Below are 20,389 nucleotides of genomic sequence, written 5' to 3' on the forward strand. Positions count from 1 at the left end.
CCCATCTTTTCAGTTAGTCGCAAAAAACTCGACAAAACAATGCAACAAATCTCATACGATGGATCACAAACGCTTCATCGCAGGTTGTCCTTGGAAAGATAGAGCAGAAAAACAAAGCCGCCATAGCCTGGAGGTCTGGCTATGGCGGCTCTAAAATGGGGACAAAGGCCCGGAGAGGGGATAAGGCCTTTGTCCAAGTCCGATGCGGCGGGGGACAAGCCAGCTATCAGACCCTCGACGCGATCAACACGATCAAACGTCGGTAGTAATCATTTGTGATCGGGAATGTGGCTTTTCAAGGGAAAGCTGAGGATTGACTATTACAAATTAGTAACAGTTTGGTGAGGCAGAATCTTTTCTCCCTCCGAACTTTATATGGACCTTCCAAGGTCGCCGCGCTATCCATGACGCCATGAAAAAAGGCGATCATCTTTTCCTTGTCGACGGCTCCGGTTTCATCTTTCGAGCCTTTCACGCACTCCCCCCACTCACCCGCAAAAGCGACGGCTTGCCGGTGGGAGCGGTTTCGGGATTCTGCAACATGCTGTGGAAGCTATTGACGGATGCGCGCGACACATCGGTCGGCGTGACGCCGACGCATCTGGCGGTCGTCTTCGACTACTCGGCAAGGACGTTCCGCAAGGATCTCTACGACGCCTACAAGGCCAACCGCTCGGCGCCGCCGGAGGAACTGATCCCCCAATTCGGGCTCATCCGCCAAGCCACGCGGGCCTTCAATCTGCCGTGCATCGAAACTGAAGGCTTCGAGGCCGACGACATCATTGCGACCTATGCGCGCCAGGCCGAGGCCCTCGGCGCTGACGTGACGATCGTGTCTTCGGACAAGGATCTGATGCAGCTGGTGACGCCTGCTGTCCACATGTACGACAGCATGAAGGACAAGCAGATCGGTATCCCTGATGTCATTGAGAAATGGGGCGTTCCACCCGAGAAAATGATCGATCTTCAGGCGATGACCGGCGACTCGGTCGACAACGTGCCTGGCATTCCCGGCATTGGCCCGAAGACGGCGGCGCAGCTGCTTGCCGAATACGGCGATCTCGACGCGCTCCTCGAACGCGCGACCGAGATCAAGCAGGAAAAGCGCCGGCAAACGATCATCGAGAATGCCGACAAGGCCCGCCTGTCGCGTGAGCTGGTGCGGCTGCGCATCGACGTTCCGCTTGAACTCAAGGTCGAAGACCTGATCCTCGAGCCGCAAAACGGGCCAAAGCTGATCGGTTTCCTGAAGGCCATGCAGTTTACCTCGCTGACGCGGCGGGTGGCCGAGGCTTGCGATTGCGATGCCAGCGCCATCGATGCGGTCGATGTGCCGGTCGAGTGGGGTGCAGCAGCGCGCGGGCCGGACCTCGATGCCGCCGAGCCGGAGCCGGTTGCCGGTGGAATTCCCGAGGTCGCCGGCGAGGCGGTGCCTGTTCCGGCAAAGGCGAACGGCGCGAATGGTCGCGAAGGCACCTTCTTGCCGGCTGATTTTGCCAAGGCGCGCGCAGAAGCGTTTGCCTCGCTCCCGTTCGATCACTCGCGCTATGTCACCATTCGCGATGTCGCGACGCTCGACAAATGGATTGCCGATGCGCGCGAGACGGGTCTGGTTGGCTTCGACACCGAGACAACGTCGCTCGACGCGATGCAGGCGGAGCTCGTCGGGTTCTCGATGGCGATCGCAGACAACGACAAGAACCCCACCGGCACCAGCATCCGCGCCGCCTATGTCCCGATCGGCCACAAGACCGGCGTCGGCGATCTGCTCGGCGGCGGGCTTGCAGACAACCAGATCCCGATGCGGGACGCCCTTCCCCGGCTGAAGGCGCTTTTGGAAGACGAGTCGATCCTGAAGGTCGCCCAGAACCTCAAATACGACTACCTGCTGATGAAGCGCTATGGCGTCGAAACGAAGAACTTCGACGATACGATGCTGATCTCCTACGTGCTGGACGCCGGACCCGGCGCGCACGGCATGGATCCGCTGTCGGAGAAGTTCCTCGGCCATACACCCATTGCCTACAAGGACGTGGCCGGCAGTGGTAAGTCGAACGTTACATTCGACCTCGTCGATATCGATCGCGCGACGCACTACGCCGCAGAGGATGCCGATATCACGCTGCGGCTCTGGCTGGTCCTGAAGCCGCGCCTTGCGGCCGAGAAACTGACGACGGTTTACGAACGTCTTGAGCGCCCACTGGTGCCCGTTCTGGCGCATATGGAAGAGCGCGGCATCACCGTTGACCGGCAGATCCTCTCGCGCCTGTCCGGCGATCTCGCACAGGGCGCCGCCGCGCTCGAGGACGAAATTTTCAAGCTCGCGGGCGTTCGCTTTACCATCGGCTCGCCGAAGCAGCTGGGCGACATCCTGTTCGGCAAGATGGGACTTGCCGGCGGTACGAAGACGAAGACCGGCCAGTGGTCCACCTCGGCAAGCGTGCTCGAAGACCTCGCAGCCGCGGGCTTCGAACTACCACGCAAGATCGTCGACTGGCGCCAGCTGACCAAGTTGAAGTCGACCTATACGGATGCGCTGCCGGGATACGTTCACCCCCAGACGAAGCGGGTCCACACCTCCTATTCGCTGGCCTCGACGACGACAGGCCGGCTGTCCTCCTCGGAACCCAACCTGCAGAACATTCCGGTGCGGACGGCGGAAGGCCGCAAGATCCGCACGGCATTCATTTCGTCGCCGGGCCACAAGCTGATTTCGGCCGACTACAGCCAGATCGAACTGCGCGTGCTCGCGCACGTCGCGGAGATCCCGCAGCTAACGCAAGCCTTTGCCGACGGCGTCGACATTCATGCCATGACCGCGTCCGAGATGTTCGGCGTTCCGGTCGAGGGCATGCCGTCAGAGGTGCGGCGTCGCGCCAAGGCAATCAACTTTGGGATCATCTACGGCATATCCGCGTTCGGCCTCGCCAATCAGCTCTCGATCGAGCGCTCGGAAGCGGGCGACTACATCAAGAAGTATTTCGAGCGCTTCCCCGGCATTCGTGACTACATGGACAGCCGCAAGCAGATGGCGCGCGACAAGGGCTACGTCGAAACGATCTTCGGGCGGCGAATCAACTACCCTGAGATTCGCTCCTCCAACCCGTCGGTTCGTGCCTTCAACGAGCGCGCGGCGATCAACGCACCGATCCAGGGATCGGCGGCCGATATCATTCGCCGGGCAATGATCAAGATGGAGCCGGCGCTCGCCGAAGCGGGACTTGGCGACCGCGTGCGCATGCTCCTGCAGGTCCATGACGAACTGATCTTCGAGGTCGAGGATGCAGACGTCGAAAAGGCCACGCCGATCATCGTCTCGGTCATGGAAAACGCCACCATGCCGGCGCTTGAAATGCGCGTGCCGCTGAGGGTCGACGCGCGTTCGGCGACCAACTGGGACGAAGCGCACTGAGCGCTTCGTCGAAAATCCATTAAAATTTTCTCCACGTTTCAAATAATTGATATTGAACATTTTTCTTTATATTTTTCATCGACCGATGGTGTGGATGGAAGGAACTTATTAACCTTCATTTCCTAATTCGAGAGCGGATATTAGTTGCTAATCATGAGTGAGTAGCGGTCGTATGCGCTTTCCTAGAACCAATCTGACAGGGGCCGAGGAGATTTCCGCGGAAGTCGAAGGTGAACAGCTGCAGGAATACGCAGGCGAGAAGCCTACGGCACCAATCTGGCAGAGCAATTTTTCACTGGCTCCGAATGTGCGGTTCACCCGCACGCCCGAGAATCTGATCAATCCGAAGCGCGTGCCGGCGCCAGCCGTCCACACGCCGCCTCTTGCGCTGCAGGAACGCGTTGCGGCCGAAATCGGCGCGAGCGTGGCGCCGGCGGCGCCTGTTGTCGCCAACGTCCCACTCGAGGTCTATGAAGCCGAGATCCCCCTTACGATCGAAGTGCCGCCGGCTGTGGCTGTATCGCCAGTGATGTCGGTCGAGCCTGAAACCGAGACTATTGTCCGTGCATCCACTGAACTGGCTGCCATCTCGGACTTCGCGTTCTGGGAGGTCATGGCCTTCGAGGAAGCGGTAGCCGAACCGATCCTACTGCCTCAGATTTCATTGCCGCGGCCGGAAGTCAGCCCCGAATCGATCATCAGCCGGTTCCGCGTCATGGAGTGGCGACCAGGTCGGCAACATCAGGCAATCGCCGTTGCACCGATGCCTGAGCCGGTCGCCCCGCCACCCGTCGCGCCGGCTGGCAGTTTGACGCGCGGCCGCGCAACACAGAGCCCGGTCGCGACCGAGCGGACCCGCGTAGAAGAAGCGGCGGCAGTCCAGCCGAAGACGCAGCCGATCGCTCCGCTGCCGGTTCGCGCGCAGGCTCCCCAGCCGCTCGCTCCGGCGCCGCGCTTTGCCGCGCCGAAGATCGTGCCCTCGAGGGTCGATGCCTCCGGCTACGAATTCCCCTCACATTCGCTGCTGCAGGAACCGCCGGAGCGTGTCGGCGAGATCATGTCGCAGGAGACGCTGGAGCAGAATGCCGGCCTTCTCGAAAGCGTGCTCGAGGATTTCGGTATCAAGGGCGAGATCATCCATGTCCGCCCCGGCCCCGTCGTCACACTTTACGAGTTCGAGCCGGCACCGGGCGTCAAGTCCTCCCGCGTCATCGGCTTGGCCGACGATATCGCCCGTTCGATGTCGGCGCTGTCGGCGCGTGTTGCCGTGGTTCCCGGCCGCAACGTCATCGGTATCGAACTGCCGAACGCGCTGCGCGAAACCGTCTACTTCCGTGAGATGATCGAAAGCCAGGATTTCGAGAAAAGCGGCTACAAGCTTGCGCTCGGCCTCGGCAAGACGATCGGCGGCGAACCCGTCATCGCAGAGCTCGCGAAGATGCCGCATTTGCTCGTCGCCGGCACCACCGGTTCGGGCAAGTCCGTCGCCATCAACACGATGATCCTGTCGCTGCTCTACCGCATGTCGCCGGAACAGTGCCGCCTGATCATGGTCGATCCGAAGATGCTGGAACTCTCCGTCTATGACGGCATCCCGCACCTTTTGACACCTGTCGTCACCGACCCGAAGAAGGCCGTCATGGCGCTGAAGTGGGCGGTACGCGAGATGGAGGATCGCTATCGCAAGATGTCGCGCCTCGGCGTGCGCAATATCGACGGCTACAACAGCCGCGTGGCGCAGGCGCGCGACAAGGGCGAGACCATCCACGTCATGGTCCAGACCGGCTTCGACAGAAGCACGGGCGCTCCGATCGAGGAGCAACAGGAGATGGATCTGACGCCGATGCCTTACATCGTCGTCATCGTCGACGAGATGGCCGACCTGATGATGGTCGCCGGCAAGGAAATCGAAGGGGCGATCCAGCGCCTGGCGCAGATGGCGCGCGCCGCCGGCATCCACCTGATCATGGCGACGCAGCGCCCGTCGGTCGACGTCATCACCGGCACCATCAAGGCGAACTTCCCGACGCGGATATCCTTCCAGGTGACGTCGAAGATCGACAGCCGCACTATTCTTGGCGAACAGGGAGCCGAACAGCTGCTCGGCCAGGGCGACATGCTGCACATGCAGGGCGGCGGGCGGATTTCGCGCGTACACGGACCATTTGTTTCGGATGCCGAGGTGGAGAAGGTCGTCGCGCACCTGAAGACGCAGGGTCGGCCGGAGTATCTCGACACCGTTACAGCTGACGAGGAAGACGAGGCCGGCGAAGAAGAGGACAACGCAGTCTTCGACAAGAGCGCCATGGGCTCCGAAGACGGCGACGAGCTTTACCAGCAGGCGGTCAAGGTCGTGATGCGTGACAAGAAGTGCTCGACCTCCTACATCCAGCGCCGTCTTGGCATCGGCTACAACCGTGCGGCTTCGCTCGTCGAGCGCATGGAAAAGGAAGGTCTCGTTGGCCCGGCAAATCATGTCGGCAAGCGCGAGATCGTGGCTGGACGCGGCGAAGGCGAATAACGCAGTGGCTGTGACATCCCAGAACGGGTGCCGCCGCCAGCAGTGATGTCCGCGCCGAAGAGTGATCCGGTACGGCTTGGGCTTGCTGGGAATGGGCAGGCGACGTCGTGGTAGATGTGGATTGTCAGGCGGCGCCGCCTGCCCGATCGCATCGAGTCCCCACTCTTCCAGGCCGACAGGAGCGTCTCTCGGCCCTTCCGTTGCGGTGGATCGCCGGTCCTGACGGCCTACGATCCCTCTCCTGCAATGATTATCGAACGCCGGATTTCGACCAATTTTGTCAGATCCGGTTCGCGACCCGGCTCCCTGTCCAATGACGTCATCAGTGTGCCGCAGATCATTTGCGCGGGGATCGGCGGGGAAGAACAGTTTGTTCAAATCACTGAAAGTTCATTCGATTTTTTCCACGCACAACAAAATTGCACCGCGGATCAGTCCGCCTCGCCAGCCGCGAGACGTAAGGTCTCGCGTACGAAGTCGGTCTTGCCGCCGGTGTAGTAGGCCCAATCGTCGTTCGCCTCGCTCATCAGGCGAAGCTTCAGCGCGGCGTATGCTTGCGCCCGCTGGGGATGCGCCCGCAAGTAGTCGCGGAAAACGATGCGATCGCGGAGCACGTGGTTATCGGATGAACAGAGATAGAGCCGCGCGCCGTAGGAGCCCTTGCCGCTGGTGAAGGTCCAGCTCTGGTCGTTGTATTTGTCACCGTGAAACGTGTAGGCGGAGAGGTCTTTTACCCGCTCGATCGCGGTCAGCAACCCATCCTCATTGCGGAAAGCAGCGTGCAGATCGATCTTGGGCTTCGCGGCAAGACCAGGGACCGATGTGCTACCGACATGATGAAAAACCGGTGCCAAATCGGATAGTACCGGATGCAGCTCTGCTTTGACCTCGTCGAAAAGCTGTGGCCACTCGGGATTGTAAGCAACGACAACGATGGCCATCGTACCTCCCGATCCTATGCCACTTCCGCGAGGAAGCCGTTCAGCGCATCCACGATCCTGCGCTCGCCGTCTTCCAGCGAACCGCTGTTGTCGACGTCGGTCACGTCGTAATCGCCACGCACCGTCAGCGGGCCACGGGCGAGACGCGCCATGATGTCTTCATGCGTCTCGCGGCCGCGCGCTTCCAGACGGCTGGCCAGCACCTCGGCGGTCGCCGTCACATTGATGACCTTGAGCCGCGGGAAAGCGGCCTTGAAATGGTGAAGCGCCGAGCGCGAACCATTGGCGATAACCAAATTTCCCTGAGCGAGCGACACCGACACCTCGGCTGGAATGCCATATTTCAGGCCGTGTGCTTCCCACCAGACCGCAAAACTTCCGGCCTGTTCCATCGACGCAAAGCCCTGGTCCGACACGGCGAGATGCTGCTCGCCGCCGGCATGGGTGTGACGGGTGATGACGCGGCGGACGAAATGCACCTCTGGACGACCCCGGAAGTGCTTGGCGGCCAGCGCCATCAACGTGTCCTTGCCGGCACCGCTCGGACCAACGACCACGACCATGATGCCGCGTTCGGTGCCCGGAACGATGTGAGGTTCGTGCGACGGGTTCATGCGACACGGCGCCCTTCACGCCAAACAGAACGGGTGACCGGCACGCCGTGGTCACGGAAGACCCGGACGAGATCGGCGCGCAGGCCGGTGGCGATGCGGCCGCGGTCGTTGAGGCTGACGGCGCGGGCCGGAGTAGCAGTGACCATGGCGATCGCCTTCGGCAGCGAAATGCTCTCGACTTCGTCGGCGATCAGGAAGGGCGCGTAGAGGAGGCTGAGCGGGACGTAGTCGGAGGACAGCACGTCGAGAACGCCGTGTTCGGCGAGATCACGGGCGGCAATGTTGCCGGAGTGCGACTTGCCGCGAACGATGTTCGGGGCGCCCATCAGCACGCTCATGCCATGCTCGTGCGACGCCTTGGCAGCGTCGAAGCTGGTCGGGAATTCGGCGAGGCGAACGCCATTTTCGATGGCTTCGTCGACATGGGCGAGCGTTGCGTCGTCGTGACTGGCGACGGTAATGCCACGCTCAGCGCAGACCCTGGAAATGGCCGCGCGATGCGGCGTCGAGTTGCGCTCGGACTCCGTCACGCGGCGATCGACGAACTTGGCGAACTCGGCATCGGAGAGACCGCGCTTCTTCTGGTAGTAGAAGATGTACTGGTCCATCGTCTGGAACTGCCGCTGGCCAGGCGCGTGGTCCATCAGCGAGACAAGACGGACGTAGGGATCGTTTTCGAAATCGGAGAAGTGCTGCAGCACGTTGTCAGCGGAGACCTCGCAGCGCAGGTGAAGCAGATGTTCAGCCCGCAAACGGCCTTCCTGCTCGGCCTTCTGGATCGCATCGGCCATCTCGCGCATCTCGCCGTGCTCGAAGCCGCCATCCTCGTCTGCGCCCATGCGCAGGCAATCGAAGACCGTGGTGATGCCGGATGTGACGATCTGGGCATCATGCGCCTGGATCGCCGCCGTCTTGTGCCAGCGCAGGCCCGGGCGCGGCGAATAGTGGCCTTCGAGATGGTCGGTGTGGAGCTCGACGAGACCAGGGATCAGGTAGTCGCCTTCGAAATCCTCACCGACATGCGAGTTGCCTGTCGAGATATCGGCAATCTTGCCGTCGCGGACGAGGACCGAGCCTTCGATGATTTCATCCTCGAGGACAATGCGAGCGTTGGAGAAGACGGTTTCTTTGGTCATTGAATATGGTCTCTCAGTTTTTCGCGCCGGCAAGCGGCCACCAGGAATGGGCTGTAAACGGAGCGCCGCGCGCCTCCTCAACGAAAACGGCAAGGCCGGTGATCGGGAGCGGCCGGCCAGTAAAGGCGGCGAAACGCTCCGCCAGAATGGCCTTCATTATGCCGGCACGCTCCTGCGGCACCTGGCCGGTCAGCGTCATATGAAACCCGAAGTCATCCATCACATAGGGATAGCCCCAGCGCAACAGATTGGTCCTCTGGCTCTCGCTTAGTCTTTCCGGATTGCGGCGCGCGACATCGGCATCCGACAAGGCGGCGCGAAACGGCTCGAAGGATTTTACCACCGTGGCAGCAAAATCCTGAAGCGGCGGATGCAGAAAAGCGGGCACCAACGCAAAGAATTTACCCAGTTGCCCAAGCACCAGCTCGGGAATCTCGAAGGCCGACGTGCGGGCGGCAAAATCCTCAACAACCTGGATCAGGTCCTTCTCGGTGACGGAGGCTGCCAGATGGAAGGGCGCCTTGATCGTCGCGTGGAAAGCGTAGCGGCGAGGATCGGCGGTCAGCTCGAACTGCTCGGCGGCCGGCAGGTCCGGATGATCAGGAGCCGGGTAAGTTTCGCCGGTGAAGGCATCGCGGCCGAGCCAGAGCGCGGCCGTGCCGTTCAAAGGATCGTCCTTCGGCGGCGTGAAATAGAGTGCGTAGCGCAAGGCTCGTATCCTGGGAATCGTTCCGAATGCGGATTGTAGTGTTCAGTGATTTGACCGCCACCGCAAGCTGGCTTCCGGCTAAAAGATTTCCGTGACAGAATGATGATGATCCGGAACGATCCTGCGCTTTTTCAGTGTGCCTTGGTGCCCATCAATCGATGGCGCAGCGCGTTCGAGGCCATGTCGAACAGGAAGACGACAATGAGGATCAACAGCACCATATAGGCGACGTTTTCCCAGTTGGCGTTGGTGCGCATCGCTTCCCAAAGCTTGAGGCCGATACCACCCGCGCCAACCGCGCCGATAATGGTGGCGCCACGAACATTCGACTCCCATTGGTAGAGGGTCTGGCTGACGAAAACAGGGACGACCTGTGGAATAATGCCGTAGCGATGCGTGAGTACGGTGGACGCACCGGTCGATTTGATGCCTTCGCGCGGCTTGTTGTCGACGTTCTCCAGGCCTTCTGAATAGAGCTTGCCGAGCGTGCCCGTTTCGGTGAGGAAAATCGCGCCGGACCCAGCCAGAGGACCGGGACCGAAGGCGCGGGTCAGAAAGAGTGCCCAGATCAGCATGTCGACCGAGCGCAGAAAGTCGAAGAAGCGCTTCAGGACCTGATTCAGCACCTTGTTCGGGGTGATGTTGCGCGCTGCAAGAAACGCCAGCGGAAAAGCGAACAATGCACCGAGCAGCGTCCCCAGGAAAGCCATCACGATGGTCTGGAACAGTTTTGTCCAGACGTCGCCGTGCTGCCAGGCGCTGTTGTGCCAGATATTATCGAAGGCAAGCGACAGGTTGGATTGGCCGGGCTTCAGTTCCGGTCCCGAAACGATCAGGCTGATGACCTTGCTCGCCGGCTTGCCGAAGAATGGCGATTGGGTGTCGAAAACGAAATTCGCCCAGCCGAGGAAGCGCTTGCGCACCTTGACGCGATCGACCGAAATGCTGACGTCGCCGGCAAAGCCCAGGTCGGCTAGGACGTTGTCGTCGTAGACCGTCATCCAGCTCGGCACGGGGCCGACGAGCTTCGGTGCGCCGCTGGAGACTTCCACCGGCACGCTGATGCCGTGGGCGGTCACCGTCGTCTCCGTTTTGGAGATGGTAACGCTGCGGCTTGTGCCGCTGACCGAAACCGTGACGCTGCCATCCGGATTGTTGATGACCCAATCCGGATGCGGGTTGTCGCCGAGCGGCGAGAAACGCGGATATTTGACCGTGATGCCGTCATCGCCAATGCGCAATTCGGGCTGCACGTCATAGCTTACCCACTGGCTGAGATAGAGGCCGACACGCTCCCAATGGGCATCGGCAAGCAGCTTCGGCAGGTCGAAGAACCAGGTTGCGTAAAGCCCATAGACAAGCGTCGCGATCACGATCATCAGGCCGCCGAAGCGCTGCCGGAAGGAACGTTTGAAATACTCCGGATAACGCTGCTCGATCTCGTGCATCCGGTTGGCGTCGATCACCGTCATGGCGGACCTCAATGCTGCAAAAGGAAGGCGTGCTCACCGACGAGGCGGCGGCGCAGCCATGCGGAGAACTGGTCGACCGCAACGATGGTGATGAAGAGCAGGAGAACGAGAGCCATCGTCTTGGCGCCGAAACCGCGCGAGATGGAGAGCTTCAACTCCTCACCGATACCGCCGCCGCCGACCGCACCGATGATGGTGGAGGCGCGGACATTGATCTCCAGGCGCAGCAGCGCGTAGGAGACGAAGTTCGGCATGACCTGCGGCAGGGCAGCGAAGCGGACGCGCTCCGACCAGCTGGCGCCGACGGCTTTCATGCCTTCATCCGGCTTCATGTCGATGTTTTCGACAACTTCATAGAAAAGTTTGCCGAGCGCACCGATGGTGTGCAGGCCGACTGCAATGATCGCGGCAACCGGACCGATCGACAGGATGGCGGAAAACAGGCCTGCGATAACAATCTCGGGGAACGCGCGGAGGAGTTCCGTCAGACGCTTGGCGATGATGCGCAGCGGATTGGACGGCGCCAGATTGCGGGCCACGAGAAAGCTCAGCGGCACGGCGAAGATGAAGCCGATGATCGTCGAAACGAGCGCGACGTTGATCGTGATGATCATCAGCTCGAAATATTCGGGGATATAGAAGCCGTCCCAGACATAGACGCGACCCTGGGCGAAATTATACTCTTCACCGGTCTTCTGGGTCGCGTTTGCGATATCCAACAGGGCGCGCCAGACGTCATTCCAATCCTTGGGAATGAGCCAGCTCAAAAAATCGAAGAGATGCGGCAGGCGCTCGAGGAAATGGCCGGCATTGCTTTCATCGGCAAACCGCACGGAGGCGATGAAAGCGGCAAGCAGGATCACCAGCCCAAGGCCGGTATAGAAGCGGCGGCGGGCCACCATCTTGCTCCAGGCGTCACCGATTTCACGGGCGCTTTGCTGGGCCGGCGCGTGTGCGTTGGGATCGGCAAAAGTCATGAACGATGTCCGCTTTCTTCGCAACAAAAAGGGCGGCTTGTTACGGCCGCCCTTCAACCGTCAGGATCGATCAACCGCCGATGGCAGCCTTACGAGCATCGATGATGGCGTTGTAGAAGTCAGGCTGAACCTTGGTGTAGCCCTGGTAATCGCCGCCTTCGATGGCTGCGAAGCACTTGGCGTCCTTTGCCGGGAGCTTCATGAAGAAGTCGGTGAGCTTTGCCTGCCAATCAGCGCCGAGTTCGTTGCGAACAACGAGCGGGCCGTTCGGGATCAGGGGCGAACGCCAGACTTCGACGAGCTTGTTCGGATCTACGGTGCCCTTGTCGACAGCCTTGCGGAAGGTGCCGGACGTGTAGCCGTCCTTGAAATCGCCGATGCCGGAGGAGTCGTCAACAGCGATATCGACCTTGCCGTCATAGGCAGCGAGAAGGTTGTTCTCGTGGCCGCCGTTGAACTGCGTGGAAGCGAAGTACTGGTCATTCGGCATGCCAGTGTCCTTCGGGATCTGCGTCAGCGGGATCAGGTAGCCCGAGGTGGAGTCCGGATCGGCGTAGCCGAGCTTCTTGCCCTTGGCGTCCTTGATGTCCTTGATGCCCGAGGACTTCAGAGCGAGACCGATCGAGTGGTAGCCCGTCGAACCGTCCTTCTGAACGGTCGTCAGGATCGGGGTGACAGCCTTGTCGTTCTTGATGGCGATCGCAGCGTAGCCCGAAGCGCCGAGTTCTGCGAAGTCGAGCGTGCCGCCGAGAAGACCCTGGATAACGCCGTCATAGTCGGCAGCCGGGAAGAGCGAAACCTTCTCGAAGCCGAATTCGGTCTTCAGGTGGTCAGCCAGGCAAGCGTAGTTACGCAGGCGATCGGCTTCGTTTTCGCCACCGAGAATACCAATGCGGAATTCCTTGAGGTCTGCAGCATGCGAAACGCCGGCAAGCGCAAACAGCGCCGTCGCGGCAAAGAGTGCTTTCTTCAACATGGTACTCTCCTGATTGACCGGTCTTCCCGGCGATCCCTGGTTAAGAAGACGTGCGCCCATAACGCGGGCTTACGATCGAGGCCGCCCCTCTCAGAGACCGGCCAGCGCCAGCGGTTGCAAGCCGGCGGATTGATTGGCGGCGGCAGCCGCGGGAATGTTGATCGAGGTCGAGGTCATCGTCTCGTCGATGCCGGCGCCATCCTTGTCGGTGCCGTAAATCTGTTTGACGGCTTCAGCCGTCAGTTCGGAGGGCTTGCCGTCGAACACGACGCGGCCAGCAGCCATGCCGACGATGCGTTCGCAGTAGTTGCGGGCGGTATCGAGTGTATGAAGATTGGTGATGACGGTGATGCCTTCGCGCTCGTTGATGTCGCGCAGTGCGTCCATGACGATCTTGGCGTTGAGCGGATCAAGCGAGGCGATCGGCTCGTCGGCGAGCACCATCTTCGGGTTCTGCATCAGGGCGCGGGCAATCGCCACGCGCTGCTGCTGGCCACCCGACAGTGTGCCCGCCATCTGCAAGGCCGTCTGCTCGATGCCGAGGCGCTCAAGGGCGGCAATCGCGTGGATGCGCTCCTCGCGGCTGAAGAGACCAAGCAGGCTCATCGCGGTGGAGCGATGATTGAGACGGCCGAGCATGACGTTTGTCAGCACGTCGAGACGCGGAACGAGATTGAATTGCTGGAAGATCATCGCGCAATCGCGCTGCCAGTTGCGTAGCGCTTGGCCGCCAAGGCTGGATACCTTGACACCGGCGAAATGGATCGAGCCCGATGTCGGCTCCTGCAGGCGGTTGATCATGCGCAGAAGCGTGGACTTGCCCGCACCGGAACGTCCGATGATGCCGACCATCTGGCCCTGAGGAATGTCGAGCGTAACGGAATCGACGGCGGTCTTCTTTCCGAAACGGCGGGTGACATTCTTCAGCTCGAACATCATGCTCTTCCTCATAGTCCAAAGGCGATATGAGGGAGTGCATTAGTCCTGCTTGATGAAGCTCCAATGTCAGTTTTGTGTAAGGACTGTCATAATCGAGCCTTTGACGGACATCGGATCCAGCCGCGGTCGTGTGCCGGATAAACAATAGCGACGAGAACCTGCCAATCGCAGCTGGGGCTGAGCGATTGCACACGAAGTCGGTACGCGAGGTATCGTCATTGCAGTTGACCCGATCACCGGTCGATGGCAGGCAATTCAACGGATATCGGGGATACTGGAGTAAAGCGATGGATCAGGCACTCTTCAAAAGCCTGTGCAAAGACGGGAAGTTCAAAGAGGCGCTCAGTCTCGCCATCCGTGGACACGAGAGCGAAAAGTTCACGCCGAGCCGCTTCTCGATGGACAAGAAGACCGGACAGCCGATCTTCTACCGCGGCAACAAACGCGTCGAGCCGGACGAGACCGGTGAATGGCAGTTGGCGAAGAACCCAAATCCGTAGACCAAAGCCTGGCTTTTCGCGTGGGGCTGCCTTCGTGGACCGAAGAGAAAAGCCCCTGAGCGAACTCAAGGGCTTCGGTCACTGCTCGTAGCGGGCGAGAAAATCTTCGACGCTGAGGTTCCGGAAGTCCTGCAGGGCGACCCGCAGGCGATCATGCTCCCAATCCCACCAGGCGAGCTTGTCCATGCGTTCGCCGACCTCTTTCGGGAACCGCTCGCGGATCAGCTTGGCGGGGACGCCGCCGACGATGGTGTAGGCAGCGACATCCTTGGAGACGACCGCGCCGGCACCGATGACGGCGCCGTTGCCGACCTTGACGCCGGGCAGGATGGTGGCCCCGTGGCCGATCCAGACGTCATGGCCAATGACGACGCGGTTGGAGCGGCGCCATTCGAAGAAGTCGGCCTCCATATCGGCATCCGGCCAATAATCGGCGGCGCGATAGGTGAAGTGATGCAGCGTTGCGCGCCAGGTCGGATGGTTGGTGGCATTAATCCGCACCGAGGCGGCGATGTTGACGAACTTGCCGATCGTCGCGCACCATATCGCACCGTCCTGCATGACATAGGAATAGTCGCCGAACTCGACTTCCTCCATGCGGCAACGCTCCGAGACCTCCGTGAAGCGACCGAAGGTGGCGTTCTTCACCGATGCTGTTTCGTGGAAATAGGGCTCGAGGCCAATCTTGCGGCTCATGCGGCGATCGCATTTCGCGGCGAGAATTTCTGGACGTCGAGAATGCGGTCGGCGACGGCCTCGCGCACCTCTTCATCGTGGAAGATGCCGAGAAGGGCGACGCCCGCCTTCTTCTTTTCCTCGATCATGCCGACGACGAGGGCGCGGTTCCTGGCGTCGAGCGAGGCGGTCGGCTCATCGAGCAGCAGGACGGTGTGCTCGGTGATGAAGCCGCGGGCGATGTTGACGCGCTGCTGCTCGCCGCCGGAGAAGGTGGCGGGCGGAAGCTGCCAGAGCGCTTCCGGCAGGTTCAGCTTCGAGAGAAGGTTTGCCGCCTTCTCGCGCGCCGTTTCAGCTTTCTCACCGCGGGCGACCAGCGGCTCGGCCACCACGTCGATGGCCGCGACACGCGGAACGGTGCGCAGGAACTGGCTGACATAGCCGAGCGTATGACGGCGCACGTCGATCACCGTGCGCGGGTCCGCCGTTGCCAGATCGACGATCTTGTCGTGATGCTTAATGAGAATCTGGCCGCTATCCACGGCATAGTTGCCGTAGATCATCTTCAGCAGCGAGCTCTTGCCGATGCCCGACGGGCCCTCGAGGACGACGCATTCCCCGCATGCGACGGAAAAGGATACATCCGAAACGACCGGCAGCTTGATGCCGTCGCGCAGGTGCATGGTGAAGCTCTTGACGACTTCAGAAACAACGAGTGGCGTTGCCATGATTTCTTTCCTTAGTTTCGCTTGCCGCCGACACCGGTAGCCGGAGTCGGAACAGCATTCGCGATCAGACCTGCAGGATGGAGGAAACGAGGAGTTGCGTGTACGGCTCGCGCGGATCGTCGAGGACGCGATCGGTCAGCCCGTGCTCGATGACATGACCATCCTTCATCACCATCATGCGGTGCGACAGCAGGCGCGCGACGGCGAGGTCGTGGGTGACGATGATCGCGGCAAGGCCGAGATCATTGACGAGGCCGCGCACAAGATCGAGCAGGCGGGCCTGCACCGAGACGTCAAGGCCGCCGGTCGGCTCGTCCATGAAGACCAGGCGCGGGCCGGTCACCAGGTTGCGAGCAATCTGCAGGCGCTGACGCATGCCGCCGGAGAAGGCACGCGGCTGATCGTCGATACGGCCTTCGTCGATTTCGACGCGCTGCAGCCAGTCGATGGCCGTGGAGCGGATGTTGCCGTAGTGACGGTCGCCGATCGCCATCAGGCGTTCGCCGACATTGGCACCGGCCGAGACCGTCATACGCAGGCCGTCAGCCGGATTCTGATGCACGAAACCCCAGTCGGTGCGCATCAGGAAGCGGCGCTCGGCCTCGTTCATGCGGTAGAGGTCGCGATAGGCGCCGTCGCGCATGTGATATTCGACGCTGCCCGTTGTCGGCATCAGGCGAGTCGAGATGCAGTTGAGCAGCGTGGTCTTGCCTGAGCCGGATTCACCGACGATGGCGAGCACTTCGCCGGGCCAGAGCTCGAAGGAGACGTTGCGGCAGCCGATGCGGTTGCCGTAGAACTTCGAGACGTCATTGACTTTGAGAAGCGGGGTGTCGCTCATTCGGCGGCCTCCTGACTGGGTGCCAACATCTCGCCGGCATGCCCGCGGGCGCGGCGGTCTTCGCAATGGTCGGTGTCAGAGCAGACGAACATGCGCCCGCCCTTGTCGTCGAGGATGACCTCGTCGAGATAGACCTCTTCTGCGCCGCAGAGCGCGCACGGCTTGCCGAAGCGCTGGATCTCGAAGGGATAATCCTCGAAATCGAGGCTGACGACTTCGGTATAGGGCGGAACGGCATAGATGCGCTTCTCGCGCCCTGCCCCGAAGAGCTGCAGCGCATCCGACATGTGCATTTTCGGATTGTCGAACTTCGGCGTCGGCGACGGATCCATGACGTAGCGGCCGGCGACCTTGACCGGATAGGCGTAGGTCTTGGAGATGCGGCCGTTGTGCGCGATGTCCTCGTAGAGCTTCACATGCATGAGGCCGTATTCCTCAAGCGCGTGCATCTTGCGGGTTTCGATCTCGCGCGGCTCGAGGAAGCGCAGCGGCTCGGGGATCGGCACCTGGTAGACCAGCACCTGATTGGTCCCGAGCTTTTCTTCCGGGATGCGGTGGCGGGTCTGGATGATCGTCGCTTCCTTGGTGTGCGTCGTCACCGCGACATTGGCGACCTTCTGGAAGAAGGCGCGGATCGAGACCGCGTTGGTCGTATCGTCGGCGCCTTGGTCGATGACCTTCAGCACATCATCCGGGCCGATGATCGAGGCCGTGACCTGCACGCCGCCGGTGCCCCAGCCGTAAGGCATCGGCATTTCGCGCGAGGCGAAGGGCACCTGGTAGCCGGGGATGGCGATCGCCTTCAGGATCGCGCGGCGGATCATGCGCTTCGTCTGTTCGTCGAGATAGCCGAAATTGTACGTGGCCAGATCGGTCATTCCGCAGCCTCCTTGATGGTATCGTCGCCGCCGGTGCGGTTGGCTTCGAATTCGTGGCGCATGCGACGGACCAGATCGAGTTCCGCCTGGAAGTCGACGTAGTGCGGCAGCTTCAGATGCTCGACGAAGCCGGTCGACTGCACGTTGTCGGCATGCGAGATGACGAATTCCTCGTCCTGCGCCGGGGCGGTGATGTCCTCGCCGAGTTCTTCGGCGCGCAGTGCACGATCAACGAGCGACATGGACATTGCCTTGCGCTCGCTCTGGCCGAAGACGAGGCCGTAGCCGCGGGTGAACTGCGGCGGCGCCTTGGACGAACCCTTGAACTGGTTGACCATCTGGCATTCGGTGACCTGGATGGTGCCGAGCGAGACAGCGAAGCCGAGTTCGCGAACATCGAATTCGACCTCGACCTCACCGATGCGGATCTCGCCGGTGAAGGGATGGTTGCGACCGTAGCCGCGCTGCGTGGAATAGCCGAGCGCCAGGAGGAAACCTTCATCACCGCGGGCCAGCGCCTGCAGGCGCAGATCGCGGGTCATCGGGAATTCCATAGGCTCGCGCGTGAGGTCACCGATCTCGTGATCCTCGGGCATTTCGCCATCGCCCTCGATCAGGCCTTCCTGCTCGAGGATTTCCGAAACGCGCATGACGCGGCCGGTTTCCGCTTCGCGAAGCGTCGGTTCCTCGACGGCTTCGTCTGATAGCAGCGATGGGTCTAGGAGGCGATGCGTGTAGTCGAAGGTCGGGCCGAGCAGCTGGCCGCCGGGCAGATCCTTGTAGGTGGCAGAGACGCGGCGCTCGATCTTCATATGGGCGGTGTCGATCGGCTTGCTATAGCCAAAGCGCGGCAGCGTCGTGCGGTAGGCGCGGAGCAGGAAGATCGCTTCAATCACGTCGCCACGCGACTGGCGGACGGCGAGAGCGGCAAGCGTGCGATCGTAAAGCGAGGCTTCGGCCATGACGCGATCGACGGCCAGCGCCAGCTGCGCCACGATCTGGTCGATACCGATAGCCGGCAACGTACGGTCGCCGCGACGGCGATCCGCCAGCAGGCGATGAGCGTTGGCAATGGCGGCCTCGCCCCCTTTGACAGCAACATACATGGGTCACATCTCCGTTGCGGTGATCTTGGTGGTGCGGGGCAGGCAGAGAAAACGGCTGCCCGAGGTCAGCACGATGTCGATGCCGCGCGGGAAGAGGGCGCGGTTCTCCGTCCAGAGGCGCAAGAAGGTATCGGGCAGGCCAAGCGGCGCGATGTCGGTCACGGTCTTGATGCCGGGACCCATCAGCGCCAGCTTGCGGCCACCTTCGATATCAGCCAGTTCGATGACCAGCGTCGTCGAACGGTCCGGATATTCCTGGGTGCCGGCGGCAAAGAGACCGAAGGACGACAGCGGCGTTCCGGCGTCGACGAAGGCGAAGCGCGCTTCGGCCTTCTCCGGCGTGACAGGCGCACCGGTGTGGAAGCCAAGCCATTGCGGCACGGCGGATTTTGCGAGCCCTGATGACAGCCAGACCGGGGTGTCGTGATCGCAGAGCGTCAGCGCGATCGCGCCGCCCGCAACGCCGAGGGGCGCCGGCGGCAGGGCGTCGGGGGCGACCGTCTGGATCGTGCCCGGACGGGCCATCGCATCCATCATCAGCTTGAAGACGCTCTGGGCGTGGAAGACCGGCTCGGCAAAGCCGCCGGCCAACGCATCATTCCTGGGGGCTTCCGTCTTGAGGCTCATCAGTCGTCTCCGCGAACCATGGTGAAGAAATCGACGCGGGTTGCCGCAGTCTCATCGGCCTTGCGGCGATCGGCATCCGCCACGCGTGCGGCGATCGGCTGCAGAAGCGCATGCTCGACGAAGGATTGTGTCGCCTGCTCCTGCCAGAGGGCGTCGAAGATGGCGGAAAACCGGGCCTTCTCTCGATTTGTGCCGAGCGCCTGGGCGTGACCCACGGTGCCTGATGCAAGGCGCACGCTGGCGCGGGTGACCGTCACCTCACCGAGGTTGAACGGCGCACCGCCGCCGCCCATGCGGCCGCGGACCATGACGAGGCCCGTTTCCGGTCCGCGCACCGGCTGGGCCGCAGGTTTTTCCGCCAGCTTGTCCCATGCCTCGACCAGCTCCTGTCGCTCCGCACGCGCAAGCAGGTCGACGACGCGCTTGCGCCCCCCTGCCCCCGGCTCATTCTTTTCCGCTAAGGTCATCGCCACATCCTTAAATGTCTATTGATATAGACAACTATACAAGATATGGTTACGCTTAAATCGGCGACATGACAAGCGTGTGACATCAAGGGGTAAAATGGCTGGGCAGGTACAAAGACAGACGGGCGTGGCGCTGTGGCGGCAGATCGCCGACCGCATTCGCCAGGCGATCAGCGCCGGCGCCTATGACGAGACCGGCATGGTGCCGCCCGAGACGGTTCTGGCGCTGCAGTTCGGCGTCAACCGGCATACAGTCAGAAGCGCGATCGCCGCCCTTGCGCAGGAAGGCATCGTGCGCGCCGTGCAGGGACGCGGCACGCTGATCGAGCGCAAGGAGCGCCTGAACTTTCCGATCACCAAGCGCACCCGCTTTACCGCCGGGATCGGCGAGCAGGCGCGCGAGATGCGCGGGCTGCTGCTTTCCTATTCGGAGGAGAAGGCCGACGCGGACGTGGCGCGCGGGCTGCAGATTCGGCCAGGCGAGCCTGTCATCCGCATGGAAACGGTTCGCAAGGCGGATGGCCGCCCGGTCTCCTGCGCGACGGCGTGGTTTCCAGCTGGGCGCTTCGGCGGCATGCCCGATGCCTACCAGCGGACAGAATCCATCACCAAGGCCTTTGCCGAGCTTGGATTATCCGACTATGTGCGCGCGACCACCGAGATCACCGCCGTCCATGCCGACGAGGCGGATACGGCAGCGCTCGATCTGGCGCCCGGCGCGATCCTGCTGATCACCAAGGCTGTCAACACCGACCTCGAAGGCGTGCCGGTCCAATATGCGATCAGTCGGTTTGCGGCCGACCGCGTGCAGTTCACGATCGAGAATTAGGTCAGTCCGATGCCGGAGGAGCGCTCCCCGGCATCGATCAC

Annotated in this window: 19 protein-coding genes; 4 read left to right on the forward strand and 15 right to left on the reverse strand. The window is 61.7% G+C overall.

Annotated features, from left to right (window positions below; genetic code table 11):
• Positions 1-412 precede the first annotated feature (412 nt).
• Both polA and ATY79_RS13300 read left to right on the forward strand, forming a co-directional pair.
• Positions 413-3,412 (forward strand): DNA polymerase I, encoded by a 3,000-nt coding sequence (polA, locus tag ATY79_RS13295; RefSeq protein ID WP_088704109.1) that lies wholly within the window; start codon positions 413-415, stop codon positions 3,410-3,412.
• A 172-nt stretch (positions 3,413-3,584) separates the two neighbouring features.
• Positions 3,585-5,933 carry a DNA translocase FtsK gene (locus ATY79_RS13300; protein WP_088704110.1) on the forward strand — a complete coding sequence of 783 codons (2,349 nt, stop codon included), beginning with the start codon at positions 3,585-3,587 and terminating at the stop codon, positions 5,931-5,933.
• Positions 5,934-6,364: 431 nt separating this feature from the next.
• Here ATY79_RS13300 and ATY79_RS13305 read toward each other — a convergent pair whose 3' ends face one another.
• The 8 genes from ATY79_RS13305 to phnC all read right to left on the reverse strand — a co-directional run bounded on the left by ATY79_RS13305 (position 6,365) and on the right by phnC (position 13,694).
• Positions 6,365-6,874, reverse strand: a complete 510-nt coding sequence (locus ATY79_RS13305; RefSeq protein WP_088704111.1) for a GrpB family protein — start codon at positions 6,872-6,874, stop codon at positions 6,365-6,367.
• 14 nt (positions 6,875-6,888) lie between these two features.
• Positions 6,889-7,488: a phosphonate metabolism protein/1,5-bisphosphokinase (PRPP-forming) PhnN gene (gene phnN, locus ATY79_RS13310; RefSeq protein WP_088691023.1), complete on the reverse strand. Its 600-nt coding sequence runs from the start codon at positions 7,486-7,488 to the stop codon at positions 6,889-6,891.
• Entirely contained in the window at positions 7,485-8,624 is a 1,140-nt protein-coding gene (locus ATY79_RS13315; protein WP_088691022.1) for an alpha-D-ribose 1-methylphosphonate 5-triphosphate diphosphatase, read from the reverse strand. The genes phnN and ATY79_RS13315 overlap by 4 nt, the downstream gene beginning before the upstream one ends.
• Positions 8,625-8,637: 13 nt before the next feature.
• Positions 8,638-9,333 carry a DUF1045 domain-containing protein gene (locus ATY79_RS13320; protein ID WP_088704112.1) on the reverse strand — a complete coding sequence of 232 codons (696 nt, stop codon included), beginning with the start codon at positions 9,331-9,333 and terminating at the stop codon, positions 8,638-8,640.
• A gap of 131 nt (positions 9,334-9,464) precedes the next feature.
• Positions 9,465-10,805 (reverse strand): phosphonate ABC transporter, permease protein PhnE, encoded by a 1,341-nt coding sequence (phnE, locus tag ATY79_RS13325; protein WP_088704113.1) that lies wholly within the window; start codon positions 10,803-10,805, stop codon positions 9,465-9,467.
• Positions 10,806-10,813: 8 nt separating this feature from the next.
• Complete coding sequence (gene phnE, locus ATY79_RS13330) at positions 10,814-11,782, reverse strand: phosphonate ABC transporter, permease protein PhnE (protein ID WP_088704114.1); 969 nt, start codon at positions 11,780-11,782, stop codon at positions 10,814-10,816.
• Positions 11,783-11,852: 70 nt separating this feature from the next.
• Positions 11,853-12,758 carry a phosphonate ABC transporter substrate-binding protein gene (phnD, locus tag ATY79_RS13335; RefSeq protein WP_088704115.1) on the reverse strand — a complete coding sequence of 302 codons (906 nt, stop codon included), beginning with the start codon at positions 12,756-12,758 and terminating at the stop codon, positions 11,853-11,855.
• 90 nt (positions 12,759-12,848) lie between these two features.
• Positions 12,849-13,694 (reverse strand): phosphonate ABC transporter ATP-binding protein, encoded by an 846-nt coding sequence (phnC, locus tag ATY79_RS13340; protein WP_189638018.1) that lies wholly within the window; start codon positions 13,692-13,694, stop codon positions 12,849-12,851.
• A gap of 290 nt (positions 13,695-13,984) precedes the next feature.
• Between phnC and ATY79_RS13345 the strand changes: the two genes are divergently transcribed.
• Complete coding sequence (locus tag ATY79_RS13345) at positions 13,985-14,197, forward strand: hypothetical protein (RefSeq protein WP_088691016.1); 213 nt, start codon at positions 13,985-13,987, stop codon at positions 14,195-14,197.
• Between the two features lie 78 nt (positions 14,198-14,275).
• Here ATY79_RS13345 and ATY79_RS13350 read toward each other — a convergent pair whose 3' ends face one another.
• From ATY79_RS13350 to phnG, 7 genes are all read right to left on the reverse strand, one after another.
• Positions 14,276-14,893, reverse strand: a complete 618-nt coding sequence (locus ATY79_RS13350; protein ID WP_088691015.1) for a DapH/DapD/GlmU-related protein — start codon at positions 14,891-14,893, stop codon at positions 14,276-14,278.
• Positions 14,890-15,600, reverse strand: a complete 711-nt coding sequence (phnL, locus tag ATY79_RS13355; RefSeq protein WP_088704117.1) for a phosphonate C-P lyase system protein PhnL — start codon at positions 15,598-15,600, stop codon at positions 14,890-14,892. The genes ATY79_RS13350 and phnL overlap by 4 nt, the downstream gene beginning before the upstream one ends.
• Positions 15,601-15,664: 64 nt before the next feature.
• The gene (phnK, locus tag ATY79_RS13360; protein WP_088691013.1) at positions 15,665-16,441 is read right to left on the reverse strand and encodes a phosphonate C-P lyase system protein PhnK; all 777 of its coding nucleotides are present in this window, start codon (positions 16,439-16,441) and stop codon (positions 15,665-15,667) included.
• Complete coding sequence (locus ATY79_RS13365; RefSeq protein WP_088691012.1) at positions 16,438-17,319, reverse strand: alpha-D-ribose 1-methylphosphonate 5-phosphate C-P-lyase PhnJ; 882 nt, start codon at positions 17,317-17,319, stop codon at positions 16,438-16,440. The genes phnK and ATY79_RS13365 overlap by 4 nt, the downstream gene beginning before the upstream one ends.
• A complete protein-coding gene (locus tag ATY79_RS13370) occupies positions 17,316-18,425 on the reverse strand; it encodes a carbon-phosphorus lyase complex subunit PhnI (protein ID WP_088704118.1) in 1,110 nt (369 codons plus the stop codon). Before ATY79_RS13370 ends, ATY79_RS13365 begins: the two co-directional genes overlap by 4 nt.
• Positions 18,426-18,428: 3 nt before the next feature.
• Positions 18,429-19,052 (reverse strand): phosphonate C-P lyase system protein PhnH, encoded by a 624-nt coding sequence (gene phnH, locus ATY79_RS13375; protein WP_088704119.1) that lies wholly within the window; start codon positions 19,050-19,052, stop codon positions 18,429-18,431.
• Positions 19,052-19,519: a phosphonate C-P lyase system protein PhnG gene (gene phnG, locus ATY79_RS13380; protein ID WP_088704120.1), complete on the reverse strand. Its 468-nt coding sequence runs from the start codon at positions 19,517-19,519 to the stop codon at positions 19,052-19,054. The genes phnH and phnG overlap by 1 nt, the downstream gene beginning before the upstream one ends.
• Positions 19,520-19,616: 97 nt before the next feature.
• On the opposite strand from phnG, the gene phnF reads away from it, so the two are divergent.
• The gene (phnF, locus tag ATY79_RS13385; protein WP_088691008.1) at positions 19,617-20,348 is read left to right on the forward strand and encodes a phosphonate metabolism transcriptional regulator PhnF; all 732 of its coding nucleotides are present in this window, start codon (positions 19,617-19,619) and stop codon (positions 20,346-20,348) included.
• Positions 20,349-20,389 lie beyond the last annotated feature (41 nt).

The organism is Rhizobium sp. R693 (assembly GCF_002211315.1).
Taxonomy (GTDB): Bacteria; Pseudomonadota; Alphaproteobacteria; order Rhizobiales; family Rhizobiaceae; genus Rhizobium.